23 protein-coding genes and 2 pseudogenes are annotated in these 25,651 nt (G+C 59.0%); 9 read left to right on the top strand and 16 right to left on the bottom strand.

Annotated elements, in window-relative coordinates:
• Window positions 1–172 precede the first annotated feature (172 nt).
• Complete coding sequence (locus B5F90_RS10455) at window positions 173–565, top strand: GNAT family N-acetyltransferase (RefSeq protein ID WP_343213201.1); 393 nt, start codon at window positions 173–175, stop codon at window positions 563–565.
• A gap of 246 nt (window positions 566–811) precedes the next feature.
• On the opposite strand, the gene B5F90_RS10450 is transcribed toward B5F90_RS10455, so the two are convergent.
• From B5F90_RS10450 to B5F90_RS10425, 6 genes are all read right to left on the bottom strand, one after another.
• A complete protein-coding gene (locus B5F90_RS10450) occupies window positions 812–1,207 on the bottom strand; it encodes a hypothetical protein (RefSeq protein WP_087362745.1) in 396 nt (131 codons plus the stop codon).
• A 2-nt stretch (window positions 1,208–1,209) separates the two neighbouring features.
• On the bottom strand, window positions 1,210–1,374 hold the full coding sequence (locus B5F90_RS11045) for a hypothetical protein (protein WP_162607788.1): 165 nt from the start codon (window positions 1,372–1,374) through the stop codon (window positions 1,210–1,212).
• A gap of 254 nt (window positions 1,375–1,628) precedes the next feature.
• Window positions 1,629–2,183 carry a YkvA family protein gene (locus B5F90_RS10445; RefSeq protein WP_087362744.1) on the bottom strand — a complete coding sequence of 185 codons (555 nt, stop codon included), beginning with the start codon at window positions 2,181–2,183 and terminating at the stop codon, window positions 1,629–1,631.
• Between the two features lie 91 nt (window positions 2,184–2,274).
• Complete coding sequence (locus B5F90_RS10440; RefSeq protein WP_087362743.1) at window positions 2,275–2,949, bottom strand: hypothetical protein; 675 nt, start codon at window positions 2,947–2,949, stop codon at window positions 2,275–2,277.
• Window position 2,950: 1 nt separating this feature from the next.
• A complete protein-coding gene (locus B5F90_RS10935; RefSeq protein ID WP_143256177.1) occupies window positions 2,951–4,657 on the bottom strand; it encodes a CTL/SLC44 family protein in 1,707 nt (568 codons plus the stop codon).
• Window positions 4,658–5,119: 462 nt separating this feature from the next.
• A complete protein-coding gene (locus B5F90_RS10425; protein ID WP_143256176.1) occupies window positions 5,120–5,500 on the bottom strand; it encodes a hypothetical protein in 381 nt (126 codons plus the stop codon).
• Window positions 5,501–5,609: 109 nt separating this feature from the next.
• Between B5F90_RS10425 and B5F90_RS10420 the strand changes: the two genes are divergently transcribed.
• The gene (locus B5F90_RS10420; RefSeq protein ID WP_087362739.1) at window positions 5,610–6,509 is read left to right on the top strand and encodes a WYL domain-containing protein; all 900 of its coding nucleotides are present in this window, start codon (window positions 5,610–5,612) and stop codon (window positions 6,507–6,509) included.
• A gap of 22 nt (window positions 6,510–6,531) precedes the next feature.
• Window positions 6,532–6,669, top strand: a pseudogene (locus B5F90_RS10415) (DUF4357 domain-containing protein); the annotation flags it as partial.
• A gap of 550 nt (window positions 6,670–7,219) precedes the next feature.
• Here B5F90_RS10415 and B5F90_RS10930 read toward each other — a convergent pair.
• Both B5F90_RS10930 and B5F90_RS10405 read right to left on the bottom strand, forming a co-directional pair.
• On the bottom strand, window positions 7,220–7,567 hold the full coding sequence (locus B5F90_RS10930; protein ID WP_143256175.1) for a hypothetical protein: 348 nt from the start codon (window positions 7,565–7,567) through the stop codon (window positions 7,220–7,222).
• Window positions 7,509–8,627 (bottom strand): leucine-rich repeat domain-containing protein, encoded by a 1,119-nt coding sequence (locus B5F90_RS10405; RefSeq protein ID WP_143256174.1) that lies wholly within the window; start codon window positions 8,625–8,627, stop codon window positions 7,509–7,511. The genes B5F90_RS10930 and B5F90_RS10405 overlap by 59 nt, the downstream gene beginning before the upstream one ends.
• Window positions 8,628–8,910: 283 nt before the next feature.
• On the opposite strand from B5F90_RS10405, the gene B5F90_RS10400 reads away from it, so the two are divergent.
• On the top strand, window positions 8,911–9,855 hold the full coding sequence (locus B5F90_RS10400; protein ID WP_162607787.1) for a sensor histidine kinase: 945 nt from the start codon (window positions 8,911–8,913) through the stop codon (window positions 9,853–9,855).
• A 223-nt stretch (window positions 9,856–10,078) separates the two neighbouring features.
• The gene (locus tag B5F90_RS10395) at window positions 10,079–10,681 is read left to right on the top strand and encodes a LytTR family DNA-binding domain-containing protein (RefSeq protein WP_204229553.1); all 603 of its coding nucleotides are present in this window, start codon (window positions 10,079–10,081) and stop codon (window positions 10,679–10,681) included.
• A gap of 119 nt (window positions 10,682–10,800) precedes the next feature.
• Here B5F90_RS10395 and B5F90_RS10390 read toward each other — a convergent pair whose 3' ends face one another.
• On the bottom strand, window positions 10,801–11,508 hold the full coding sequence (locus B5F90_RS10390) for an MIP family channel protein (RefSeq protein ID WP_087362733.1): 708 nt from the start codon (window positions 11,506–11,508) through the stop codon (window positions 10,801–10,803).
• A 174-nt stretch (window positions 11,509–11,682) separates the two neighbouring features.
• Here B5F90_RS10390 and B5F90_RS10385 point away from each other — a divergent pair, with 174 nt between their 5' ends.
• Window positions 11,683–12,075, top strand: coding sequence for a DUF2721 domain-containing protein (locus tag B5F90_RS10385; protein WP_087362732.1), 393 nt, complete (start codon window positions 11,683–11,685; stop codon window positions 12,073–12,075).
• A 335-nt stretch (window positions 12,076–12,410) separates the two neighbouring features.
• On the opposite strand, the gene B5F90_RS10380 is transcribed toward B5F90_RS10385, so the two are convergent.
• The 7 genes from B5F90_RS10380 to B5F90_RS10350 form a co-directional block, all read right to left on the bottom strand.
• Window positions 12,411–14,630 (bottom strand): inorganic phosphate transporter, encoded by a 2,220-nt coding sequence (locus tag B5F90_RS10380; protein WP_087362731.1) that lies wholly within the window; start codon window positions 14,628–14,630, stop codon window positions 12,411–12,413.
• A 126-nt stretch (window positions 14,631–14,756) separates the two neighbouring features.
• The gene (locus tag B5F90_RS10375) at window positions 14,757–16,205 is read right to left on the bottom strand and encodes a HAMP domain-containing sensor histidine kinase (RefSeq protein ID WP_087362730.1); all 1,449 of its coding nucleotides are present in this window, start codon (window positions 16,203–16,205) and stop codon (window positions 14,757–14,759) included.
• Window positions 16,183–16,863 carry a response regulator transcription factor gene (locus tag B5F90_RS10370; RefSeq protein ID WP_087362747.1) on the bottom strand — a complete coding sequence of 227 codons (681 nt, stop codon included), beginning with the start codon at window positions 16,861–16,863 and terminating at the stop codon, window positions 16,183–16,185. Before B5F90_RS10370 ends, B5F90_RS10375 begins: the two co-directional genes overlap by 23 nt.
• A 448-nt stretch (window positions 16,864–17,311) precedes the next feature.
• Window positions 17,312–18,385: a chorismate mutase gene (locus B5F90_RS10365; protein WP_087362729.1), complete on the bottom strand. Its 1,074-nt coding sequence runs from the start codon at window positions 18,383–18,385 to the stop codon at window positions 17,312–17,314.
• A gap of 348 nt (window positions 18,386–18,733) precedes the next feature.
• Window positions 18,734–19,990, bottom strand: coding sequence for a DUF1735 domain-containing protein (locus B5F90_RS10360; RefSeq protein ID WP_087362728.1), 1,257 nt, complete (start codon window positions 19,988–19,990; stop codon window positions 18,734–18,736).
• 20 nt (window positions 19,991–20,010) lie between these two features.
• Entirely contained in the window at window positions 20,011–21,213 is a 1,203-nt protein-coding gene (locus tag B5F90_RS10355; RefSeq protein WP_087362727.1) for a DUF1735 and LamG domain-containing protein, read from the bottom strand.
• Between the two features lie 22 nt (window positions 21,214–21,235).
• A complete protein-coding gene (locus tag B5F90_RS10350) occupies window positions 21,236–21,412 on the bottom strand; it encodes a hypothetical protein (protein WP_239307795.1) in 177 nt (58 codons plus the stop codon).
• 13 nt (window positions 21,413–21,425) lie between these two features.
• On the opposite strand from B5F90_RS10350, the pseudogene fucI reads away from it, so the two are divergent.
• From fucI to B5F90_RS10335, 3 genes and pseudogenes are all read left to right on the top strand, one after another.
• Window positions 21,426–21,737, top strand: a pseudogene (fucI, locus tag B5F90_RS10345) (L-fucose isomerase); the annotation flags it as partial.
• Window positions 21,738–21,743: 6 nt separating this feature from the next.
• Window positions 21,744–22,826: a DUF1573 domain-containing protein gene (locus B5F90_RS10340; protein ID WP_087362726.1), complete on the top strand. Its 1,083-nt coding sequence runs from the start codon at window positions 21,744–21,746 to the stop codon at window positions 22,824–22,826.
• 292 nt (window positions 22,827–23,118) lie between these two features.
• Window positions 23,119–25,389, top strand: a complete 2,271-nt coding sequence (locus B5F90_RS10335; protein WP_087362725.1) for a family 20 glycosylhydrolase — start codon at window positions 23,119–23,121, stop codon at window positions 25,387–25,389.
• Window positions 25,390–25,651: the final 262 nt, after the last annotated feature.

Raw genomic sequence — 25,651 nt, 5'->3', positions numbered from 1 at the left:
TTGGAGGTATTCTTTTTATCTTTAGCTAAGATACAAATTTTATATTACATTGGCAATCAATTCATTATAAAGTTTTATTCTTTTTACGACAGTCCCTAAATTACGAGAACTCACAGATGAGGATATTCCCGTCTTGCAAACCTTGTTTCGGGAGACAGTCCTTCATGTCAATGTGCGGGACTACACCCGCGAAGAGGTGGAGGACTGGGCTTCGTGTGGGGATAGCGTGGAGCATATGAAAGACCTATTGGCTCGCAATGACTACGTAGCTGCACTGAACGAACGGGATGAGATCATCGGCTTCTCGTCGATGAATGCCGAAGGCTATCTGCATTCGCTGTTTGTGCACAAGGATTATCAGCGGGTTGGCGTCGGGAGTTTGCTGCTCTCGGCCGTGGAAAAGAGAGCGCGGGAATACGGAGTCGCAGAAATCACTTCGGAAGTGAGCCTGACGGCCCGCCTTTTCTTCGAGAGGAGAGGGTACGAAGTAGTGAAGGGTCAGAAACGCCGGGCAAATCGGTTGGAACTGACCAACTTTGTGATGCGAAAGCGTCTCAAAGACTGACGCAGTCATCCCTTCCCATCCGTCCGCAAAGATCCGACTTGCCGGCATCGGCTGCAAGGCTGTACGGAGCGTCCCACAGGGACGGCCTTGCATTCGACCCCGCCAAGTTCGGGGCTGGTCGCTATCGGGTGGAAGGGAAAATACGAAAGAGAATGACCTTTGATATGACGTCCCCCCCCAATAATCCGAATTGACAGAGGATAGGTTTACACCTATTGACATCTCAAGTCCAGATTTAGGGCATTTTTACTCTTCTTCCCTTTCTCCCGCCAATATAAGTACCCGGACATCCTCCTCCATTAGAGCATTTATGGTGAGCCCCCATTGTATAGACGCATCGTCCGAAGAACTGCCCGACTGAATCGTCTGCAGCAAATTCAGAACCTCCTCATAGTTGCAGGGAACCCCCTCTTTCAGCCGAATAGAGACAAAAAATTCGGAGGCATGAATGTTCCCCGCATATGACTTGCGCACGCTCGGAATCACCGATTGCAAATCCCCCTTCTTGACCACGATGTTGGACGACCGAACAATTTGACGCTTGGAGACGAATTTCCGATAATCGTCCAGGTCGATTGAAACAAATTTTTCTCCTTCGCCATCGAAGTGTGCGGCTGCCATTTGATTCAGATTGAAATCCATAATCACATCAGTTTATCCATCAACGAATTAAAAAATTGTGCGGTAGGTATCCAGCGCAAAGCGTCGCCGCGATACCCCGTGCAGTAAATCAGTACATGTACGGCCAATAATACCAGCAGTATCATTCCGGCCGTCTTTGCCCAATATCTGAACGCATTCTTTTTCATGTTTTTTTGAAATTACCGATGCAAAATAAAGCGTTGCCCCGGTCAGAACCTGACCGAGGCAATAGCCAACAAATGGAAAACATTATTTCGAAGAGCTCCGAGTGAAAAAACAATCGGTCCCGGCTACGTTTCCGCTCGGCCGGTGACTTTTTCAGGTGACCTGCTGTTCGGGCCTTGTGCCGCGCACCGGCACATTCGAAACATCAATGCTTTAGGCGGAGGTTATGCCCGTCCGCCCGGGACCGACTGCATGTTTAATACTCCGTTGACAGATGCTGACGCGCCTGCCAAACTGAGAACTGGTCCAACTCCTCCTTGACCAGCCCGCAGACATAGATTACGACGGCGATGTCGTCCAACCATCCGACCCACGGGAAGAAGTCGGGCACGAGATCGAACGGACTTACCACGTAGAGCAGGCAGGCTACCACCTTCAGATAGGCCCACATGGAATACCCCTTGTAACGACCGGAAGTTACGGCGCTCAAATAGTCCCACAGCAATACCAGCTGTTGCTTCACTCGGGAAAGACCTTTTTTCCGTGTAAACTCATCGCGTTTGTTGCCTAAGTCCTCCATGCGTTCCCGGTCGTTGACCGTCTCTTCGGCCTCGTGCTGCCAGCCGCCTGCTTCGAAATGCTCCTGTGCGGCCTGCTCCGAGGCGCCGTGCTCGTAAGCCTGTTCCTGCTCTCCCTCTTCATAGTCCACCTCATCAGACTGCGGCTCACGACGGGTTTCGGCCGATTCCTCTTCCATGCGGGTCGTTGTCCAATACCCGATTCGGGGTCTTTTTCTTTTGTCCTTCTCCATCTTTGCTCTATTTTAGGGTTTAACATCGGTTCATTCCCCGTTTCAGGAGCAAAGGTAGAGGGAGGGTCGGACAAAAAATGTCGGAGTATTTTTACTTACTAATAATTGTTATAATCAAAAAGAGAAACTGACCAATTGTTAAAGCTAGCGAACCTCCAATAATAAAATATAAAATTCTGATTCTTTTATCATATTGGTTCTGTTGCTGTTGCTTTATTTTCACAGCATCTTGGCTGTCGTTTGAAGTCTTGATATTCGGTATGTCCTGATTACAATCTTCCAACGACGTAATTTGAATCAAACTATTTCTAATAATAGTTAAATTATTGGACATTGTTTTTTTGAACTCCAACAACGATTTGACAGTTAATTGAAGCGCCTCAACTGTTTGGTTTATATCAATCTGAGCTCTTAATGCTTGGTCACTCGCTTTTCTTGCTTGGTCACTCGCTTTTTTCGAAGATTCTATAGCAGTTAATATTCCTTGGATATATTCTTTATCCAAGGCGTCAAATGCGCTATAAACTTCTCCGATAAAATTATATGTAGTTCGAGTATTGTTATTTATTTCAATGAATGTTTTTTGCAATGTTTTTACAAAATCATTCATTTCTTTCCCTGTAATATTATGATTACTCCACGAGCCCAAAAATTTGCCTTTGGTTTCAAAGGGAGATAGAGATACGTCTGTAACCTTATTGGAAGTATCCTTGATTTTGCATTTGGCAAGTTCAAATTGATGAGCTTGTATCTGTTGATTTTTCATATTAATCCGTTTGTAAGTCGCATAATATCAAATTAATAATTTTGCTATTCTCCGTAACAGAGTCAATTCTATGAGTTGGTTCGTCATTGCGTATTATATGTTCTATAGACTTTTGCATTTCAGTCATAGCCAGCGCATGCCGTTCTTGTATCAAATCAATTGCTTGCATTTTTGCTAATTCAGATTGTTGTTTACAGACTGTTATTAAATTCCCTTGTGTGGCAAGAATCTCGTTGTTTTTTTTAATCTGTTGTTGCTGATTTTGTAGCAACAGTTGTTTGGCTATCATCTTATCAATTGAATTGAGAACTATAGCCCCAATAAGTCCGCTAACTAAAGCCCCTAAAAAAATACCAATGATACTGGCTAAACTTCCAAACATGGGTATTTCAAAAGCAAAAATGGGTATAGCCATTAATCCTTTTTCAATCAATTCTCCGATTACCAATGCTCCACCGGCTGTAATACCCGCGATGATGATTTTACCGACCTCCATCGCAATAATATTGGCAGATTTATTTTTATTGACAGGATCTTTAATGTAGTTAATCGCATCTTTAAGGGATTTACAACCCTGTTTTATGAGTATATAGGCTTTTTTTAGGGTTCCTATGACAGGGCCGTATATTGCGGTTGCAATAGATGTTATAAATGATTCTCCTGCATTTAATATATGTTCTTTAAGATTTGTTAAAAAACATTTAATTGCGTCTTTTACATAGTTGATGAATGTGCTAAACTTTCGAGCACCTGAACGAATCCATAAAATAAGTTTGCGTATAACATCTTTAATAAATGATGCTAATAGACCCATGATTGCAGCTCGTAACGCTTTGCCTCCAATGCGATAGGCTTCTGCTTTTTGAGATTGTCTGCCTGTTTCGATAGAACGCTGTACTCCTTCTTTTTTTCGGTTTTCGTATTCATTACGTGCTTCTTTATCTTTTTCTAGTAATTCCTTTTCGTTTATGTTAAATCTTTCTGCTGGTTTTTGTCCATTCCTTTCTGAATTCAACCAATTTCCCATTTTATGATCCTTTTTGGACGCATTAGCAGAAGCATCTAAATCCTCTAGATTTATTTTGCTATTGGCAAAGTCAGCTTGCTCTTTACGAGAGAGATGGGCGTTTGCCTCAGGATCTCGTATTATCTCCGCTGCTGAGATAATATGATCTTTATGAATACTGGCACTACCTTTAGGTCTGCCTGAATCAATATAATCTCTAACCATATTATCGCGAAGTACGTATTGAACTTCGTTATCTATCCTATCATATTTAGTTTTGATTGAGCCCAATTCATCTCGCTGGAAATTGCCAATCCAGTCGTTGTATCTTTCTTGGTAGTCAATCAAGTCATTATGGTTTGCAATATTACCTTTAGTAAAATTTTCTGTCGTTTGTATATGCGCATCATTACGAAGATCAAGAGTTAATCCTCGATTCTCTCGAATGAAGTCTTCTCCGGCAACCACTCCTATTTGTAAAATAAACTGATCCCATATGACATTTAACATAGCTTGTCCCAATGCTTCCGGGGTTCCTATCATTAGCTTTTCTTTTTCTAACATCAAAGAATCTTGTGTCTGCTTTTCAAGGATTGAAGCTAAAATGTTTTCCATCTCTTTTCCTGAATCTAAGGCTGCTGCATCAATCGCTTCCCATTGAAGAAACTGCTTAGCATTTTGTTCTAATGAAGAATTCCCCATGATTTTAATATCATATTTTACCAACACCGGCACGCCTGCCCGATCAATCAGTTACCGGGCACCGCCAAGCGCCCCAACCCAGATAGAAAAGACAGTCCGTGCCGGATACGACAAGACTATCTGTTTCGTCTGTGAGTTGTCTGATATTGGCGGTTTCGGTAACTCAGATGGAAACAAACGTCCTAAATTTCATCTACAATCAAGACAAATATAGCAAAATCGGATGAAATTCGCAAGGGCATGGACTGAAAAAGACGCCGGTCCGCAGGCCGCTGGATTCAACGGCTTACGGACCGACTGCGTTCAATCATCGCAGGATGTACAGGGGCAATAGGCGCCCCACTCATGGCCGCAATCGTCACAGACGAACTGCAGCCCATCGAAATAGCAGTCGTAACCGCCGCAATTCGGGCATTCGAGTTCCATAGTCGTAAAAATTAAGTGTGATACAATAGGTGAATGTCAAATCTCAGGGTCCATCTCCAGCGCGATGAAATATCTCCCCCGGCAGCCGATTCCGAGGATGCTGTTTTTGGCGCAGTAGGCCGCGTCGGAGAGCTCCTCATCCGGGGTCGTCGGCGACACGCTCATGTCCTCGTTGGAGAAGGCCACGACAAGTCCGTCGCTCATGCGCTTGTACGCCCCGTCCTGCAACCTGCGGTAGAGGCACCGGCAATCCAGGTAGCCCAGATGCGGGCACTCCCCTACCTGGAAGTTCTTGTCGGCGGGCAGTGACTGCGACAGATTCCAGTCGTACAGATACTTTTCGCCCGCCTCGTCAACCATGTGGACGAGTGGCGTGCAGAGTATTGGCGTGCCTTTGTTTTCTTGAGTCCTTTCCATTTTGCAGCTCTTTTATATCGGTTGTTCCTTTCATGCTGCAAAATAAGCCCACTGGTCGGACAAAATATGTCTGACTAAAACCTTATCTTTGCAATAAAATCAGAAACCAATGACCAAAAACGGAAAATGCCTTTGGATTGTTGAGACACTGCTGCAGGCAGGCGCTCTTTCGCTGCGCGAACTGAACAAACGTTGGGAGCGGTCGGCGCTCTATGACGGCCACCGAATCCAGGAACGCACCTTCTCCCGCTACAAGGAGCATATCGCGAATGAATATGCCATCGACATCGACTATTCACCCTCGACCAACACGTATGATATTGTCAATCGGGAAGAGATTCGCGACAATGCGCTCTACCGCTATCTGTTCGCGGCCTACCACATCGCCGACCTGAACACCCAGACCCTGCGGCATCGCGACCGCGTGATGATGGAGCCCGTACCGACGGGTGCGGAGCATCTGGCCACCATCCTCGATGCCATCGACCGAAAACGGACCGTGCGGTTCAACTACACCTCCTATTATAGCCCGGAATTGCAGGACTGGGAGCTTGTTCCGGCCTTTCTGCGAGTCTTCGAGGGACGCTGGTACTTGATTGCCGAATACATGAACCGGCAGCGGGTCAAGACCTTCGCCCTCGAGCGCATTTCCCGACTGCAAATTGGCGAGACACAGGTCGACCCCTCGCCCGAACTTCGCCCCGAGGAGTATTATGCCGGATGCTATGGAATTATCCGTGAAGAGGAGAAACGTCCGAGGCTGATTCGCCTGTGGGCCGACCGGCAGCAGCGCTGCTACCTGCGCGCGCAACCTCTGCATGAATCGCAGGAGGAGTTTGAAACCGAGGAGGACCATTCGATATTTACCTACTTTCTGCGGCCGTCGTTCGACTTCTACCAGCGGATTCTGTGGATGCGTGAGAAGGTTGAACTTCTCGGTCCGGAAGAGGTTCGCCGGGAGATGGCTGGCATCGTTGGTTGTCTTGCGGAAAAGTATTATGCGAAATAGTCCTGTTTGCCGTAATTGGGCGATCGCTTCCGACAAGATTTTTTCCAGATCCAATATTGCCTCCGATTTCTGCATGGGGCAATCCTTAAACGGATGGACTTTGTGGAAAGACAAGGATGGAAATACACTGGATTCCGTATACAGAAAACAGCTTGAATAGCGTTCTTAAATTGTGTGAAAATAATTCGTATCTTTGTCGAAAGCATTGGGATGCAAACGAGTGCATGATGACCGCATCACAGGAGTGACCTTCGAAGGAAATGCTTCACATAATGCGCTGATTGTAAACGAGGAATATGCTTGGGTCGGAAATCCGTTTTCCGCTCCAGAAGAGGGAAGAAGCCGAAAGGTTCTTCCCTCTTTTCGTATGCCGGTGCATGAGTGGACTCGGCACAAGCGACCTCAAAACGCCCCTTCCAGGGGCCGGGGGGGGGATGTATCCAAAAAGTGGAGGGGGGCTCTGGTACTCCGACTGCGCATCCTCCTGAGCGGAAGGGCGGATGGACAAAGCATTGAATCTTCGTCATCCGCCCTCCCCCCCCCTCATTTCGTTTTCCCTTTCTTGCCCTTTTCCTTGCCCCGTATTTCGGTTCCGTCGTCTCGTTGTGCGAGGCGCAGGGCCGGGGTCGGACCCTGCTTCGATTCTGCAGAGAACAGCTTTTTGTCTGGGGGGGGGTGCTTCGGAGTCTCTGCAGTCCTGGGTCCCGGGATTACTCCTCGTCCGAAAATTCGTGAACGAAGATGCCCGTTCCGTCGTAGGAATAGAAGTATTTGCCGATTTCGTCGCAGTAGGTGTTGAAGTCGCTGCCGTTGAGCCGTTCGACGTCGTACTCCTCCGAGAGTTTGATTTCAACCTGTTTGTTCTCCAGCTTTTTGAGCTTGTTGCCGTTGCAGAAGAACTGCTCCAATGCGATGCACGGCGTCAAATCGACCCGTCTCAGGGCGTTTTGGGTGAGATTCATGTACCAGCATTGCGATAGATTCGTGAGCGTGATGTCCTCAAGTTCGTTGTCCTGGAAGCTGAGCTCCTGGATTTTCCCGTTGTGACTCAGGTCCATGGACGTCAGGCGGTTGAAGTCGCAGCGCAGCATCTCGAGATTGGTCAGTGTCGAGACGTCGAGCTTGTCGAAATTGTTCGAGTCGATGCGCAGACTCTTGAGGCTGGTGCAGTTCGCCAGTCCGGTCAGTGCGGAGGAGTTCATGCCGCAGTTTTCGATGCTCAGGTCCTCGAGTCGGGTCAAGCTCCTTGAATCCCGTATTCCCGATGTTGAGGAAGGTGAGTGTCGATGCGTATTTCGACAGCTCCATTCGGGTCAGGTTTCCGTTCGTATGCACGGCAAGAATCGAGAGGGGTGCTCCGTCGGGCAGAATCAGTTTGTCGTCCGAGAGCGAATTGTAGGAGCAGACCAGCTCTTCGAGAGCCGTGCATCCCGTCAGGTCGAGCGATTCGAGATTGTTGTTGTTGCAGCTCAGGCTGCGCAGTTTGTTCAACCCTGCGACCTTCAGTCCGTCGGGCTTGCAGGCCGAGTTGGCCATGATGTGGGCCTCCTCGAGATTCTTGAGCGGGGTAAGGTCGAACTCGGTGCAGCTGCTGAACATTATCCACAGATACTCGAGTTTGGTGAGCTGGAGAATCTCCTCCATGGAGGAGAGCGAGGTAATTTCGCTGCACTTGAGCCGCTTCAGAGAGGTGAAATACCGGATGCCATCGATGTTCGAGATACCCGTTTCGGAGTTGATGTCAAACTCGCCATCATAGGCGGCCGCACCGGTGATGGAGTAGAAACCGCTTCCGCCGGCGAGCTTCTCGTTGAGCCACTCTCTGAAGGCTGCATCGGGAATGAACTCTTCGGTGAGCAGGTTGTCCGGCCCGAACTCCGAGAGGTCGACCTGCGCCTCGTCGCTGAAAGCGCCTCGTCCCGCCTCGTTCTCTCCGGCAACCTTGTAGATGCCGTTTTCACTGACCGTGCATTGCGGTTGTTCGGTCGTTTCGAACAGAGCACCGTCCTTGAACCATACGTAGCGCAGCGCATCGTCGAGCGGAGCGATGGAGAGCAGGGCCGTCTGCCGGTCATCCTGCACGGTTACGGTTATCTGCCCGGGCCTGGACGGCTTCATGGCAGGGTCGGAATCCGATTCGGAGCAGTTGACGCACAAAAGCATGGAGGTCAACGCAATTGTCGAGAGAAGTCTGTGTACCATAACTATGATGATTGTAGGGATTTGTTTTTCCAATGCTAATTAAGTCAAAACCCTCCGAAACCCAATCGCCCGGAGGAGTGAACTCCCGTTTTGGAAGGATGAACTCCGATATTTGCGGAGTGAATCCGAATATGAAGACGAAGATTTTGTCCGATTGGGAAATGATTTTTATCTTTACGTTGCAAACGCAGGAATGTTTATGCGGAGACTTGACGGGAAATACCTCCTTGTCGGAACAGGAGTCGGCATACTCTTCGACATCATCCTTCAGCTGTTCTACAACCTGGTGCGTCACAACGAACTGCTGCCCTACGATTCGCCGGGAGCCTGCCTGTCGGACCTGCTGTACAACATGGTCCCGTGCCTGTTGATTCTGTTGTCGAACTACCTCGTGATTTTCACGTTGTGGAGCCGGTTCCGGAGGAAGCCGGCACTATGGCTGAAGATGACGGTCGACGCCGTGCTGTCGTTCCTGCTGCTCTTCATCATCAACAGGCTGTTTCTTGTCGTGGCGCGGATTTTCCAACCCGAGACGACGGTCGATGTGCCCGGGACGATACTCTACAACATCGTCATTTTCATGTGTGTCGAGGTTGCCTATCATGTGGCTGCGGCCTATGAGCTGCGCCACAGGCAGGATGTCGCCCGCCAGGAGCTGCTGGCCTACAAGTACAATCTGCTCAACGCCCAGGTCAATCCCCACTTCCTGTTCAATTCGCTCAACAACCTGCTCTACCTCATCCGCAGCAATCCCGACGGGGCGTGTGAATTCACCCGCAATTTGTCCCGTCTGTACCGCCATGTCCTCGAGGTGCGCGACAAATCGACGGTTCCGCTCTCCGAGGAGCTCGATTTCATGTGGCATTACGTGTCGATTCTCTCGATTCGCTACAACAACGCGCTGAATGTCGATTTCCAGGGGCGGGAGCATGTCGGCGGGCATCGGATTCTGCCGCTCGTGCTGCAGATGCTCATCGAGGACATCGCCAAGCACAACGAAATATCGCTCCGGAAGCCGATGACCGTTTCCGTCAGGGTCGAAGCGGAGCGAATCGTCGTCTCGAATCCGATACACCCCCGAAGTAACGTCGTTTCGAATTCGTTCGGACTCGGCTACATTACAGGCTCCAGGGCGGTACGATGACCTACGGAGGCGACGGAGCGTGTTTCCGGGTCGAACTCTCATACCTTGACCGATGAATATGATGAATTACATAATCATAGAAGATGAACAGTTCGGAGCCCGGATGCTTGCCGAGGCGATAGGCCGGCTCCGCCCCTCTTACAGGTTGCTGTGCATACTCGGCACGGTGCGTGAGAGCGTGGATTATTTTCGCCGGCATCCCGATGACGACTCTCTGGTTTTTATGGACGTGGAGCTCTCCGACGGCCAGTGTTTCGAAATCTTCAACCAGTGCCGCGTGGGCAATCCCATCATCTTCACCACCTCGCACGACGAATGGGCCATCCGGGCATTCCGCGTAAACAGCATCGATTATCTGCTCAAGCCCATTGAGGACGGGGATTTGCTGCGCGCCGTCGAAAAGCACGAATATCAGGTCGGCGTTGCGGAGGCGAATGTCCGGAGGTATGTCAGTCTGCTCGCGGTGGTCGGGAGCAGGCGGACCAGTCAGAACCGGCTGCTGGTCAGCTGCGGAAACCGTTATGTGGCGGTCGAGGTGGAGGAGATGGCGCTCTTTGATGCGGACGACAAGTATGTTACGCTCCACACATTCTCCGGGCAGGAGTATCTGGTGGATTACAAACTCAAGGAGTTGGTCGAGCTGTTGCCGCCGGAGCTTTTCCACCGGGTTTCCCGGAGCTGCATCGTCAATCGGAACGTCATCCGGGAGGTCCGCAAGTTCGACCAGGGGAGGCTGAAGATAAGGTTCAGGAGCCCCTGTCAGGAGCGTGAGGAGCTTGTCAGCGCCTCGCAGCGCGACTCCTTCCTGGAGTGGTTCGGACGATAGTTCCCGCTCCGCTTCAAAAGCGACAAACCCCTGCCGACCTGTGCGGCAGGGGTTTGTCGTGATGTCGAGCCGGGGGCTTCCGGCCTTGTGCCTGTCGGGACGGGGCCGGACCCCTTCCGCTACTTCCGCTTGCCGGCGGGACGGGCGCTCCGTTTGTCGGCGAGCAGGCGCCATACCCCGGCGCTGAGCGCCGCACCGACCAGCGGCGCCACGATGAAGAGCCACAGCTGCGCGAGCGCCGTGCCCCCCTCGAAGAGGGCCGGGCCAATCGAGCGGGCCGGATTGACCGACGTCCCCGTAATCGGGATGCAGACGATGTGTACCAGCACCAGCGTCAGACCGATGGCCAGACCCGCCAGGTTGCCGGCGCCCTGCTTGGCGTCGGTGGCCCCCAGCACCACCAGCACGAAGATGAAGGTGAAGACCGCCTCGGCGATGAAGGCCTGGAGCATCATGCCGTCGGCAAAGCTGTTGGCGCCCGTTGCGGTGGGGCCGCCGTGGCTGCCGCTCGCCGTCAGCGCATAGAGGATTGCCGAACCGACGATGGCGCCGATGACCTGGGCAACCATGTATGCGGCCGCCTCACGGCCGCTCATGCGCCCCGAGAGGAAGACTCCGAAGGTGATGGCGGGGTTGATGTGGCACCCCGAGACGTTGCCAATCGTATAGGCCATGGCAACGACCGAGAGACCGAAGGCCAGCGCCACTCCGATTGTTCCGACGCCGGCGCCCACACCGCCGGCCACACTCCCTGCGAATACGGCGCTGCCGCATCCCATCAGGACGAGGACCATCGTCCCGACCATTTCCGCTAAGTACTTTTTCATTGGTTCAAGGGTTTTAGGTTGTACGGTTGAGCTAAAGTTACGGATAAAAAACGGGATAACCAAAACCCGAGGGTGCGGGAACGGTTGCGCGGCGCGGCTTTCTCCGCCCCGGGCGGCGCTTTGTCGCGAAAAAATGGCTACCTTTGCCCTCCCACCCGTTTCAAGATATTCGATATGGAAGAACTGACACTCACGACGCCGGCGCTGCTTTTCCCGGCCATCTCCCTCATCCTGCTGGCCTACACCAACCGTTTCCTCTCCTACGCGCAGCTGGTGCGTTCGCTCCACGAGCAGCACCGGCAGCAGCCCTCGCGGGTGACGCGGGCGCAAATCGAAAACCTGCGCCGCCGGCTGCGCCTGACCCGTACGATGCAGGCGCTCGGCGTGGCGAGCCTCTTCCTCTGCGTGGTGACCATGCTGCTGATTTACGTCGGCCTCCAGAGCCTCTCGGCCTATGTCTTCGGCGTGGCGCTGCTCTGCCTCATCGGCTCGCTCGGCGTCTCGCTCCACGAGGTGCGCATCTCGGTGCGGGCCCTCGAAATCCACCTCCACGACATGGAGGAGTAGCGCATCCGCTGCCGCCGCCCCTTCGCAGAAACAACCCGAGGCCGCTGTCTCCCCGTCGGGGTGCAGCGGCCTCTCCAAATCCGGTGTATGAAGAAAAGCAGATTTCCCGTTCACGAAGGGAGCGGCAGGGCCTCGGGCCGGGCGTTCCCGCGGGTGAAACCGGAAAAGAGCTTCAAGGTGTGTGTTCCGGTACCTTGCTCCTTTCGCCGACAAAGATAGCGCGCCGGTGTTGCATCCCGATGTCGGCCGTGTGACATTGCGGCTATAAAAAAGGGCCCCTGCTTGTGGCGGGGGCCCTTGCGGCGTTGCGGCGGGGGAGAGTCCTCGGCGCCGTGCTACTTCTTGTGCTCGAGGAAGTAGCTCTGCGACTTGAGCAGGTTGCGCGCCTGCAGCACCATGGTCTTCGTCTCGTTGAGCACCGTCAGGTAGAGCACGCTCGAACGCGTGCCGGTGCTCTCGTCGTCGTGGATGCGGCGCAGCTGGCTCTTGACCGCCCCGACGATGGTCTCGAAGAGCCGGTCGCGCATCTCCAGCACCTTGTCCAGCTCCGAGAAGTCCTTCGAGCGGAGCATCTCGTTGATTTTGACGAATATGGCCTCCACATCATCGTTCACCCGCATCAGGTCGACAATCTGCTCCTTCGAGAGCCCCTCGTGGTTGTTGTCGATGTGTTCGAAGGCCGGGCGCGTGATGTGGATGAGCGCCTTGGTCACCTCCGAGAGGTAGTCGACTACCTGGACGTAGAAGTGTCCCGTGTCGATGTCGCTGTTGCGCAGGCGGCGCAGCGTCGGCATGATGCCGTACTTGCGGGCGCGGGCCTCCTCGAAGAGCCGGTTCGAGGCCTGCACCATCTCCTTGAGCACCTTGCGGTTCTCCTTGAAGACGGCCACCAGCGTGCGGTTGTAGATGCGCGTCACCTGCTCCATGGTGGTGCAGACCTCCTCGATGCAGGTGTAGAGCACGTCGTCGGGGGTCTTGGCCTGCTCGATGAGGGGCTTCTCGGCCTCCTCCTTCAGCTCGGGCGTCTTGCGGTGGCTGCGGATGAGCAGCCAGGCGCAGATGGCCGTGAGTGCCACGGCGGCAATCCATCCGCCCCAGAGCAGCAGCAGCGTGACGCCCAGCGCGATGACGAATCCGGCCAGCGCGGTGATGAACCATCCCGAGATGACGGCCATCACGCCCGTGATGCGGTAGACGGCGCTCTCGCGGCCCCACGAGCGGTCGGCCAGCGACGAACCCATGGCCACCATGAAGACCACGTAGGTGGTCGAGAGCGGCAGCTTGTAGGAGGTGGCCACGGCGATGAGAATCGAGGCGGCCGTGAGGTTCACCACGGCGCGAATCATGTCGTAGGGGGCCGACGAGCGCTCCTCGACGGGCAGCGGCTCGAAGCGGCGGTCGATGGCCGCCTGCAGGCGTGCGGGGATGAGGCCCGACCAGAAGTTGTTGAGCATGAGCGTTGCGCGGACCAGCACGCGCGAGGCGAGCGTCGAGCCGAAGCGCTCGTCACCCTCGTGCTGCGAGGCGAGCGAGAGCTCGGTTTCGGTGACGTGGCGCGACTTCTTGGAGAAGAAGAGCGTCAGCACCATGATGACGCCGGAGGCGACCAGCAGCAGGAAGTTGGCCTGTGCGGGGTTCATCAGCTGTCCCATGGTGAGCTGCTCGGTGCCGGCCTCGAGGGCAATGCGGTAGGAGTCGTATCCGGCCAGCGGCACGCCGATGAAGTTGACCAGGTCGTTGCCGGCGAAGGCGAGCGCCAGCGAGAAGGTGCCGGCCAGGATGGTGACGCGCATGATGTTGAGCCGCATGCGCTGCAGCAGCCACAGCACCACGGAGGCGGCGGCCCACAGCACCAGCAGCGTCAGCAGGGTGTGCTCGGCGACGTATTCGTTGATGTAGGGGGGAATGAGCCCCGAGCTCTTGAGCCCCTTGAAGAGGGCGAAGTAGATGATGCCGGCGAAGGAGATGCCGCACCATACGGCGCCGTAGCGGCGGAAGGCGGGGGCGTAGCGGAACGAGAAGATGAGGCGCGAGATGTACATGAAGAGGATGCCCGCGCCGAAGGCGAGCGCCACCGAGACCAGAATCGCCGCGATGATGACCATCGCCTTGCCCGAGTTGATGAACTGCGAGAGGTTGGAGAGCTCGAAGGCCGGGTCGACCCAGATGCGGTGCAGCGCGGCGGCGACGGCGGCGCCCAGCAGTCCGAAGACCATCGATACGGTGGTCGAGGTGGGCAGTCCGAGCGTGTTGAAGAGGTCGAGCAGCAGCACGTTGCCCAGCATCATGCCCAGGAAGAGCATCATCACCTCCGGGAAGGTGAACTCCGAGGGGTAGAAGACGCCGCTGCGGGCGACCTCCATCATGCCGCTCGAGGTGAGCGTGCCGATGAGGATGCCGGCCGAGGCGACCCACAGAATCGTGCGTCGCGGCGCGACTTTCGACCCGAGGGCCGAGTTGAGGAAGTTGACCGCGTCGTTGGCCACGCCGACGACGATGCCCAGTACGGCCAGCACGGCCAGTACGATGACGATGAAGGTGAATAGAGGTGACATACTCCGGTTGGTAAGGTTTCGTTGCTCTTTGACGGGTGCCGCATGCGCGTGATGCGACGCTGCAAAGGAACGAAACAATTGTTACAGAACCGTTACAACTGGATTTCGTCTCGGTGACGGATGCCCTCAGGAGTGCTTTCGGAGCGTGAAGATGAATTCGAGGCCCCCCTGCGGGCGGTTGTGCGCCGTGATTGTGCCGCCGTGGATGGCGATGGCGTTGCGGACAATCGACAGGCCGAGCCCCGTGCCGCCCATCTTGCGCGAACGCCCCTTGTCGATGCGGTAGAAGCGTTCGAAGATGTGGGGCAGGTGCTCCTCTTCGATGCCGATGCCGTTGTCGGCGAAGGAGATGGTGCACGACTCCTCGTCGTCGGCCAGCAGGCGGATGAAGATGTCGCGTCCCGAGGAGTAGGCCGTGGCGTTGTCCGTCAGGTTGCGGAAGACGGAGGTGAGCAGCGAGGGGCTGCCGCAGACTTCGACCGGCCCCGGGAAGTCGCAGTGGACGCGCAGCCGGCGTTCGGGCGGCAGCAGCTGGACGTCGGCCGCCACCTCGGCGATGATGTCGTTGAGCACGACGGGCTCCTTGCTGATGAGCTGGCTCCCCTCGTCCATGCGCGTGATGATGGAGACATCGGTGAGCAGCTGTCGGAGGCGGCCCGTCTGGGCCAGGCTCTTCTCGAGGAAGGCGCGTTGCCGTGCGGCGTCGATGCCGGGGTTGGCCAGCAGCGTCTCCAGGTAGCCCTGGATGGCCGCCACGGGGGTCTTCAGCTCGTGGTTGATGTTGTTGGTAAGCTGCTTCTTGATGCGGATTTTCTCCTGCTCCTCGTGCAGCATGAGCTCGTGCTGGCGGTCGCGCTCGGCGGTCGCCTTCTGCAGCTGGGCGTAGAGGCGGATGATGTTGTTCGAGATGTCGCCCAGCTCGTCGTGGGGGAAGGGCTCGCTCTCGGCGATGACCTCGCCGCGCTCGGCCCGCTCGGCGAAGTCGCGCAGGCGGACGATGTTGTGGCCCAGGCGGCGCGTGGCGAAGTAGCCCGCCACGCTCATCAGCAGCGTGACGCCCAGCATGAACCAGAGGAAGCCCCGGTCGGCGGCCAGCACCTCGCTCAGTTCGAGGTTGTAGGGGAGCGCCGAGCGGACGATGAGGCTGTCGCCCCGCATGGCCGAGTAGAAGTAGTGTTCGTGGCTGCTCTCCGAGAGGCGCTCGAGCGTATATCCCGAGCCGTTGATGAGCGCCGCGCGCACCTCGGAACGGTTGAGGTGGTTGGCCAGTCGGGTCGTGTCGCTGCGCGAGTCGTAGTGGACGCGCCCCTTGTGGTCGAGAATCGTCAGCCGCAGCCCCGGGAAGCGGCCGGCATTCCCGGCCATGAGCGAGTCGGGCCGCACGCCGGCGGCCAGCTCGTCGAGCAGGCGGAGGTTGAGCAGCTGGAGCCGGGCGTCGAGCCGCTCGATTTTGAAGTACTTCTCGCGGCCGTACTGGTAGGCGACGAAGCAGCCCACGAGCACCCACGAGATGCCGAGCAGCAGCAGGAAGAGCCGCCGGTGGTAGGAGAGCCTACATTTCGAAACCGTAGCCATAGCCCGGGCGGGTGACGATGTGTTCGCCGCAGGCGCCGATTTTGCGGCGCAGGCGGGTGATGTTGACGTCGATGGTGCGGTCCAGGACAATCACCTCGTCGCTCCAGACGCGGTGGAGAATCTCCTCGCGCGAGAAGATGACGCCCGGATGGCTCAGCAGCAGGGCCAGAATCTCGAACTCCTTCTTGGTCAGGCGCAGCTCCTCGCCCTCGAGCGTGCTGGTCTTGCTGCGCAGGTCCATGTGCAGGGGGCCGTAGTCGAGCGTCTCGGGCTCCTCCTCGCGCTGGGCCGTGCGGCGCAGCACGCTCTTGACGCGGGCCAGCACCTCGCGGATGGAGACGGGCTTGGTGATGTAGTCGTCGGCGCCGAGGTTGAGCCCCGCCACCGTGTCGTCCTCGCTGTCCTTGGCCGTGCAGAAGATAATCGGCACGCCGGCCGTGGCGGGGTTGGCCTTGAGCTGCTGGGCCATGCGGAAGCCGCTCATCTCGCCCATCATCACGTCGAGCAGGATGAGCGAGTAGCGCTCGGGATGCATCGTAAGGGCCTGTTCGGCGCTGTAGGCCACGTCGGCCTCGTAGCCCTCGACCTCGAGGTTGAACTGCAGGATTTCGCAGAGCGACTCTTCGTCGTCCACCACCAGAATCTTTTGTTTTGCCATAGCTGCGTTTTTGCGGTAGTCCGTGGGGTGCCGGCCGTTGCGCGGGGGCATCCGGACTCCGATTCCGCCTCAAAATTACGAAACCGTTTCGGGAATGGCGCTCTGCGGCGACACTTTTCATGCAAATGTAACACTTCGGGGCGCAGGATGCCGCGGCAGCGGAGGTCGGGTGGAGTTTTTCCGTCCGGAAGGCAAATTTTTCCAGGAGATGGGGTGGAAAGAGCGCAGCTCGGTCGGGAGTGCAGGGCGGGGAACGGCGGAGCCGGGGCGGAGTTGCGGAGTGTGGCGGCGGCGACCGACGTGTGTGGAGAGAAGGGTGCGGGCGGTTGCCGGCGGGCATGACGAATCCGGGAGGCGACGGTGCAGTGCGTGCGGTGTGCGGCCGGGTTGGCCGGATTGGCCGGATGTCGGCGTCGGTCGGTCGTCCGGACTCAGGCGTCGGAGGACGTCACCGCTTCGCTTCGTCCTCGGGCAGCGAGAGCTGCTGGCGCACCGACTCCTCGTGGATAGCCTGCAGCACGCTGCGCATGAACTCGGGAGCCATCCCCAGCGCGGCGGCCTCGGCCGTGCGGCGGGCGAGCAGCTCCTCGTAGCGGCGCGACTGGAGCACCGGCATCGCATGCTCGCGCTTGTAGCGGCCGATGCGGCGCGAGACGGCCATGCGGCGGTCGAGCAGCTCGACCAGCTGGTCGTCGAGGCGGTCAATCTCGAGGCGCATCTCGGCCAGCCCGTCGCCTGCGTCGGCAACGCGGCGCAGCTCCAGATGCGCTGCGAGCTCCTTCAGCTCGTCGGGGGTGAGCTGCTGCCCGGCGTCGCTCCACGCCCGTGCGGGGTCGCAGTGCACCTCGACCATCACCCCGTCGAAGCCCAGCTCCATCGCCTGGCGGGCCAGCGGAGCGACCAGCTCGCGCCGTCCGCCGATATGGCTTGGGTCGCAGAGCAGCGGCAGCGAGGGCATGCGGCGGCGCAGCTCGATGGGGATGGCCCACTGCGGCGGATTGCGGTAGCCGCCGCGGTCGGCGGCGCCGAAGCCCCGGTGGACGGCCCCCAGCCGTCCGATGCCGGCGTTGAGCAGCCGCTCGATGCCGCCGACCCAGAGGTCGATGTCGGGGCTCACGGGGTTCTTCACCAGCACGGGGATGTCGTGACCCTGCAGCGCGTCGGCAACCTCCTGCACGGCGAAGGGGTTCGAGACGGTGCGGGCCCCCAGCCACAGCAGGTCGATGCCGGCATCGAGTGCCGCCGCAACGTGCTCGCGCGTGGCGACCTCGGTGGCCACGCGCATCCCCGTCTCGCGCCGCACGCGCTCCATCCAGACGAGCCCCGCCGCGCCTACACCCTCGAAGCCGCCCGGCTTGGTGCGGGGCTTCCAGAGTCCGGCGCGGAAGATGCGCAGCCCCTGTGCGGCCAGCGCGCGGGCGGTGGTCAGGAGCTGCTCTTCGGTCTCGGCGCTGCAGGGGCCGGCGATGAGCAGCGGACGTCGGGGGTCGAGGTCGGGAAAGAGGGGGCGGAGTTGTGTCATGGTCGTGCGATGCGGCGGCGCGCTGTGCGGCGCCCTTCCGCAGATGGGTTTTCGGGGACAAAGATAGCGTTTTGTCGCCACAATGCCGCGCCGGGGGCGCCCCGCCGTGCATTTTTTCGCCGCCGCGGGCCCTGCGGCCACCTTGCTGCGCACTCTTCCTGCTGCACCCTCTTCCCGCCGCGGCGCTGTTCCGTTATCCCGCCCCTGTATTCCGCCGACACGGCTCGTCCCTGCACCCCTTTCTTTCGCCGCGGGCACGAAAAAACCGCGCATCCTTGTGCGATGCGCGGTTTTCCGTGGATGGCCTCCGGGAGCACTCTGCGGCCCGGAGCCCTTGTTGTGCGGAGATTAGTCCTCGAGTTCGGCGCCCCAGGCAACCTCGGTTCCCTCGGGGAAGGTCAAATCGCGGCCGTTGCCCGACGAATCCTTGAGCGTCGTGCCCTCGCCCTCGTCGAGTTTCCAGTAGGCGTACATCTCATCCTTCGACGGATTCTCGACCGTGCGCAGGTGCGAGCGAATCTCCTCCTGCGTGAGGCAGTCCTTCCACATGCGGATTTCGCCAATCAGGCCGTTGAAGTAGTAGCCGCTCGAGGCGTAGCCGAACTGGAAGCCCGTGAGCGTGTAGCCCACCTGGAAGCGCTGGCTCGACGTGGGGCCGAAACGCTTCGTGGGAGCCGCCTCGGCAATCAGCTCGCCGTCCAGATAGTAGCGGTAGGCAACCTCCTGGCGCTGGCCGGTCTGCGTGCCGTCGCACGTAATCGAAATCGTGTGCCACGTGCCGGTCGAGATGGTCTTGCCCTGCGAGGCGAGCGTCAGGTCGCACTGGCGGTTGCCGATGTTGCTGGCACCCTCCTCGCCCGTGACGCGGATTTCGCAGCCGCTGAAGGCCTCGTTGTTGTTGCCCGTATCCTGGCCGCGCCACGTGCCGATGTAGTTCGTGCCGCTGTGCCAGCCGTAGCAGAAGATGCGCATCTCGAAGGTGTGGGTATTGCCCTCGATGGTCACCACCTCGTTGTTGGGTATCGAGAGGGTGCGGTACATGGCGCTCGAGTAGTTCTGCATCGAGAGGCCCGGGGTGTAAATCAGCTCGCGGTCAACATCCAGTGCGATGTAGTGGGCCACGTCGCTGCAGTAGACCTTGTCGGCAATCGTCTCGTCGATGACGGCCGTGATGGGGAGCAGGTAGGTCGTACCCTTCTGCAGCCCGTAGAGCGAACCGGTGAACTCGACCGTCAGGGCGTTGGACTCCGTCTGGCCGGCGGCGATGACGAAGTTGTCGTAGGGAATCCGGTAGATGTTCTCCGGCATGAGGACATACGCAGTGCCGTGCTCGGCGTTGTAGGCATCGACCAGCGCGGGGTCGACCTTGATGTCGCCCATGGCGACGATGTCGGACGGCTCGTCGAGCTTCAGCGTGAAGGAGTGGCTGTAGTTGCCCGCCAGCACCTCGTCGCAGGTGACGGCCACGGGGGTCTGGCTCCCTGCCTCGGGCAGCGAGACGTTGGGCCGTACGGCCGTCGTCTCATCGTCCGAGCAGGAGACCGACGCCAGAGCGAATACTCCGGCGGTGCAGAGCGTCAGAAGATTCTTTATGTTCTTTTTCATGGTTTGTGTCGGGTTGGAGGTTATTCAACGCATTTGTTGTAGTCGTCGTCGGTCCACTGGATGGTGATGCCGTTCGTGTAGGCGATGTCGCGCTTGTTGGGCGAGAGGTCGTAGAAGGTGGTGCCTTCACCCTCGTTCATGCGCCAGTAGGAGACCAGACCCTCGGTCGAGGGGTCGACGCCGCAGATGCTGGCCTTGATTTCGCGGGCCGAGAGGGCGCGCGTCCACAGACGCATCTCGTTCAGACGGCCGTAGAAGAGCTGCGAGGACTGGTAGCCGGCCGACGGCATGCCAATCTGTACGCCGTAGAGCGCATACTCGTAGGGAGCCACCGTAATCGAGTTGTCCTTCTCGCCGTCGATGTAGAGCGTCAGCGTGCTGCCGTCGTTAACCAGCGCCACGGCATACCAGCGGTTGGTCGCGAAGCGCGTGTTGGAGGACATCTTGCCCTGCTTGGTGGTCACGTGCAGCTGGTTGGGGTCGTTCGTACCCTCGCCGAAGCGGAGCAGGTTCTGGTCGCACTTGAAGCCGCCGTCGTCGATGGCACCGCCCTCGACCGAGGTCTCGTTGCCGCCGAACGAGCAGACACGCGTCGTACCCGAGGCGCCCAGCTCACGGAAGCGGTCGGCGTAGATTTTCACCTCCCACGTGTAGACCGGAAGCGACGGAATGGGGTCGGGCAGCAGGAACTGGTAGGCCATGGCGGCATTGCCCACATAGGGCGCCTTGAAGTGAATCGTACGCGATACCTTGAGGTAAATCGTACGGCTGGCCTCGATGACCGGGAAGTTGGCGTTCTTGATGGTTACGGGAATCACGTAGACGCGGCCCGTGACGAACTCGCTGTCGTCGACAATCATCACCTCGGCCGAGCTCGATACGGCCTGACCTTCGGGGATGGTCACCTCGTCGGTCGAGAGCGTGTAGGCCCCGTCGGGGATGGGGTAGTAGTTGGTGCCCATCTTGGCGTTGTAGGCCTCGACGAGCGAGGGGTCGACGGCCACCTGAGCCGTCACCGGCGAGCTGACCTGGGTCGTCGAGGTAACGGTCACCGAGTAGGCCGAGGGCAGTGCGTCGATGGCGAACGAGACCATCGGGTCGGAGGAGGTGCCCGTCATCAGGACGGCGTCTCCGTATTCGTCGGCCTCCTGGCAGGAGCCCAGACCGGCGGTCAGGAGCAGCAGCACGGCTGCCGCACGCAATATTCTGTTGGTCTTTTTCATCGGATTAGCTTGTTAGGAGGGGTTATTTGTTTGCGGGATTCTGTTCCTGGATGCCGCGGCGAATCGAGTAGTAGGGAATCGACTTCTGCTCGATGTCGCCCAGCGTGGCATTGGCCGGACGCGTGGTGTTATACTCATACTCGAAGTAGTAGCCGCCGAAGCCGCCCTTGCGCCCCTGCTCGGGGTTCCAGCGGGCCATGCCGATGACCGATTTCGAGACCATCAACCTGCGCACCGACCGCACCTGGCCGACCACCTTCTTCGCACCGCGCCTGACGGGCCACGGACCCTTCCGCGACATCTACTCGGTGATGAACGCCTGGGGCGCCAACCACGGAGCCATCAGCTACGGCCATGTGGGACAGGAGATGGCGACGCTCGCCTCGATGCTCCGCATTCCGGTGGCGATGCACAACCTCGACGCCGACGACCTCTTCCGTCCGTCGGCCTGGGGAGCCTTCGGCTCCGAACCCGAGGGTGCCGACTACCGCGCCTGCCGCAACTACGGACCCCTTTACCGATAGCGTGCCATGCGCTCCGCGATTCGACACCTGCTGCTCTGCCTCTGGCTGCTGGCGCTCCCGCTTGCGGGGGCTGCCCGGCTGCAGGCCGACCCGCCGTTGCGCTTCGACGAGCTGCGCCACGACTTCGGAACGATTCGCGAGGAGGCGGGCCCCGTCAGCCATACCTTCCGCTTCCGCAACGTCTCGGGGCGGCCGCTCGTCATCGAGCGGGTGCTCACCACGTGCGGCTGCACGGTGGCGGCCTACGACCGGCGTCCCGTGCTGCCGGGCGACGAGGGGGAGCTTACCGTCCGCTTCGACCCGCGGGGGCTTACCGACACCTTCCACAAGAGCGTGCGCGTGGTCACCGACCGCGGACGGAGCGTCACGTCGCTCTTCGTGAGCGGCACGATTCTGCTGGCCGAGACGCCGCCCGAGCACCTCTACGAGATTGCCGACGAGGTCTACCTCGACCGCCTCACCCTGCCGCTCGGGGTGGTGCGCCACGGCGCCTCGCCCGCCTCGCAGCGGGTGACGCTGCTCAACCGTTCGAAGCGTGAGGTGCACCTCACGGCCCGGGTCGAGGGGGGCGACGACTGCCTCGGGGTGACGCTTCCGGCCCGTGTGGCGGCCGGTGCCGAGGCCCAGGTGGTGGTGACCACAATTGACCGCGCCGACTACTACGGCTCGCTCGCCGGACGCGTGCGGCTCTCGGTCGACGGCGTGGAGAGCCCGTCGGCCATCTCGGTCTACGGCTATCTGGTCGACGCCGCGGCACGCGGCGTGCGGGTGGCCGACGCCCCCGTCTGCCGCGTGGAGGAGGGTGGCTACCTCAATCTGGGCGAGAAGCCGCGCGGCACCCGCCTCGAGCACCGCATCGTGCTCCGCAACGAGGGCCGTCTGCCGCTGATTGTGCGCAAGGTCGAGACGCCCCCCTTCGTTGGGAGCGACTTCAGGGGCGAGCGGCGGCTGCAGCCGGGCGAGCGCCTTGTCGTGAAGCTCAGCCTCGAGCTGCGTCAGGCGGGTGCGGTCGATGCCGACATCTGCGTGATATCGAACGACGCCCGGACGCCGGTCAAGCGCCTCAAGATTGAGGGCGAGGTGCGCTGATTACTCCCTCCGGAGGCAGAGGAAGAGCGCAAAGCAAGGAGAAAAATAGAGAATAAGGCAAGATAAAAGACCGTAACATAGGCTTCGGTCGTCCCGTCCTCTCCCACATGGAGGCGGGGACCGGCCGTGGGAACCTCCACCTGCGAGGCCGCATGACCCGTGGTGAGGGAAAAATTTGGATTACGACCGTCGCGGAGGTTCCCCGCCCGGTATTTTTCAGGTTGGAGTGCGCCGGCTTCCGGAAGCCGGCGTTCCCCGTATGATTGTTGAAGAACCACTACACAACCCATCGATGAAACGTCTGTTGCTACTTCTTTGTGCGGCATGCTGCCTGGCGGCATGCGGCAAGGCACCCGCCGAGGCGGTGCCTGACCTCATTCCCCGACCCGCCTCGCTGCAGCCCGGCTCGGGATGCTTCCGCCTGCCCGCGACGCTGGAGCTCGCCTGTGCCGACAGCACCTGGCTCCCCGCGGCGGAGTTCCTGCGGCGCTCGCTGCCCGACGGGGTCACCGTCGAGGCCGCCTGCGGCGCGAAGGCCCCCTTCACGGTGGTGCGCAGCGAGGGGCTCGACACCATCGGCGGCTACCGCCTCAGCGTGACGCGGCGCGGCATCCGCCTCGAGGCGGGGAGCTACGGCGGCGTCATCGCCGGCATGGCCACGCTGCGCCAGCTGCTCCGCAGCGACGGCACCATCCCGGCGGTCGAAATCGAGGATGCGCCGCGCTTTGCCTGGCGGGGCTTCATGCTCGACGTGGCGCGCCACTTCTTCACCAAGGAGGAGGTCATGGCGCTGCTCGACCGCCTGGCGCAGTACAAGTTCAACAAGTTCCACTGGCACCTGACCGACGACCAGGGGTGGCGCATCGAAATCAAGCGCTACCCCGAGCTGACGGCGCGCGGCGCCTGGCGTGACCCCTCCACCCACAACCACGACATCCGCTGCAGCGAGCTGGCCCGCGAGCTGCGCGACGCAAGCTACCGTCTGCCCGAGCAGAACCTGCGCCGCGACGAGGAGGGGCGCCTGCTCTACGGCGGCTACTATACGCAGGAGGATATCCGCGAGGTGGTGGCCTACGCCGCCTCGCTGGGCATCGACGTGATTCCCGAGCTCGACATGCCGGGCCACTCGCTCCGAGCCGTCGCCTGCTACCCCGAACTTTCGTGCACGGGGCGCGCCGAGTGGGGCAAGACCTTCTCGACGCCCCTCTGTCTGGGCAACGACGCGACGCTCGACTTCTGCAAGGGGGTCTACGAGGAGGTGTTCGACCTCTTCCCCTACGCATACGTCCATCTGGGGGCCGACGAGGTCGAGAAGCGCAACTGGGAGCACTGCCCCAAGTGTCAGCAGCGCATCGCCCGCGAGGGGCTGACCGACGAGAAGGGGCTCCAGGCGTGGTTCGTGCGCGAGATGGAGCACTTCTTCAACGAACACGGACGCCACCTGGTGGGGTGGGACGAGATTACCGACGGCGGACTGTCGCCCACGGCCGTCGTGCAGTGGTGGCGCAGCTGGCTGCCCCAGACGCTCGATGAGGCGCTCGCGAACGGCAACAGCGTGGTGCTCAGCCCCGTCGAGTTCTCCTACCTGAGCGCCCAGAACAGCCGCAGTCTGGCCAAGGTCTACGGCTTCGAGCCCCTTGCCGGCATTCCGGAGGAGGAGGCCTCCCGCGTGCTGGGCGTCTACGCCAACCTCTGGACCGAGTTCGTCCCCACGTTCGAGCGGGCCTGCTTCCACATCTTCCCGCGCCTCTTCGCGCTGAGCGAAATCGCCTGGTGCGGCAGCGGGCAGGATGAGTTCGAGTCGTTCCGGAGCCGGGTCAACAGTCACCTGAAGCGCTTCGACGAGGAGGGGTGGAACTTCCGCGTTCCCGACCCCGACGGCCTCTGCGACCGCAACGAGTTCGTCGACTCGGCCCGTGTCGAGCTCCGCATGCCCTTTGAGGGGCTGACGGTGCGCTATACGACCGACGGCTCGATGCCCGACTCCGCCTCGACGCGCTACGAGGGCCCCTTCACCCTGCGCGAAGAGTGCACGCTGCGGATGCGCGTCTTCACGGCGGCGGGCAATGCCGGCGAGGTGATGACGGCCCGCTACGTGCACCATCCGCTGCGTGAGGCTGAGGAGGTGTCCGGGGCGCTGGCCGACGGGCTGACGGCGACGTGGTACGACTATCGGGGCACCGACTGCGCCGGCATCGACGCGGCGCCGCTCAAGGGGCGCTACGAGGTGACTGACGTGCGGATTCCCGAGGGCGTGTCGGGCAACATCGGGCTGCTCTTCGAGGGGTGGCTCGACATCCCCGAGGATGGCATCTACTCGTTCTATACCTATACGGACGACGGCTCGGTGGTGAAGGTCGACGGCGAGACGGTGGTCGACAACGACGGCGCCCACTCGCGCATCGAGCGGAGCGGTCAGGCGGCCCTCCGTAAGGGGCTGCACCGGCTGGAAATCCGCTATTTCGACTCGAACGGCGGCATTCTCGAGGCGGGCCTCATCGACTCGGCGGGCGTGCGGCGCCCCTTCGCTGCAGGGATGCTCAAGCATCGCCGCGACGCATAGCCGAAGCGGCCGTCTTGGTCCCGACTCTGGTCCCCGACCCTCGATTCCGGCACCCGGCCTCCGGCCCCCGGCATTTGGCACCTGGCCTCCGGTCTCCGACTTGGCCCCCGGCTCCAGACTCCCGGTCGGTTGATGCAGCACCGATAAGAGTGAGCGGTGGAAGATTCCGTCATTATGAGTCAATCGGCAGACTGTCCCGGTAATTTTTCCGATCGAACTCATCTTTTTATATTTTCGGCTCCGTTTCGGAGCCCCTTTTTTC

The sequence above is a fragment of the Alistipes sp. An31A genome (genome assembly GCF_002159425.1).
Classification (GTDB): Bacteria; Bacteroidota; Bacteroidia; order Bacteroidales; family Rikenellaceae; genus Alistipes; species Alistipes excrementigallinarum.
This window is presented reverse-complemented; position numbering and strand designations above follow the sequence as displayed.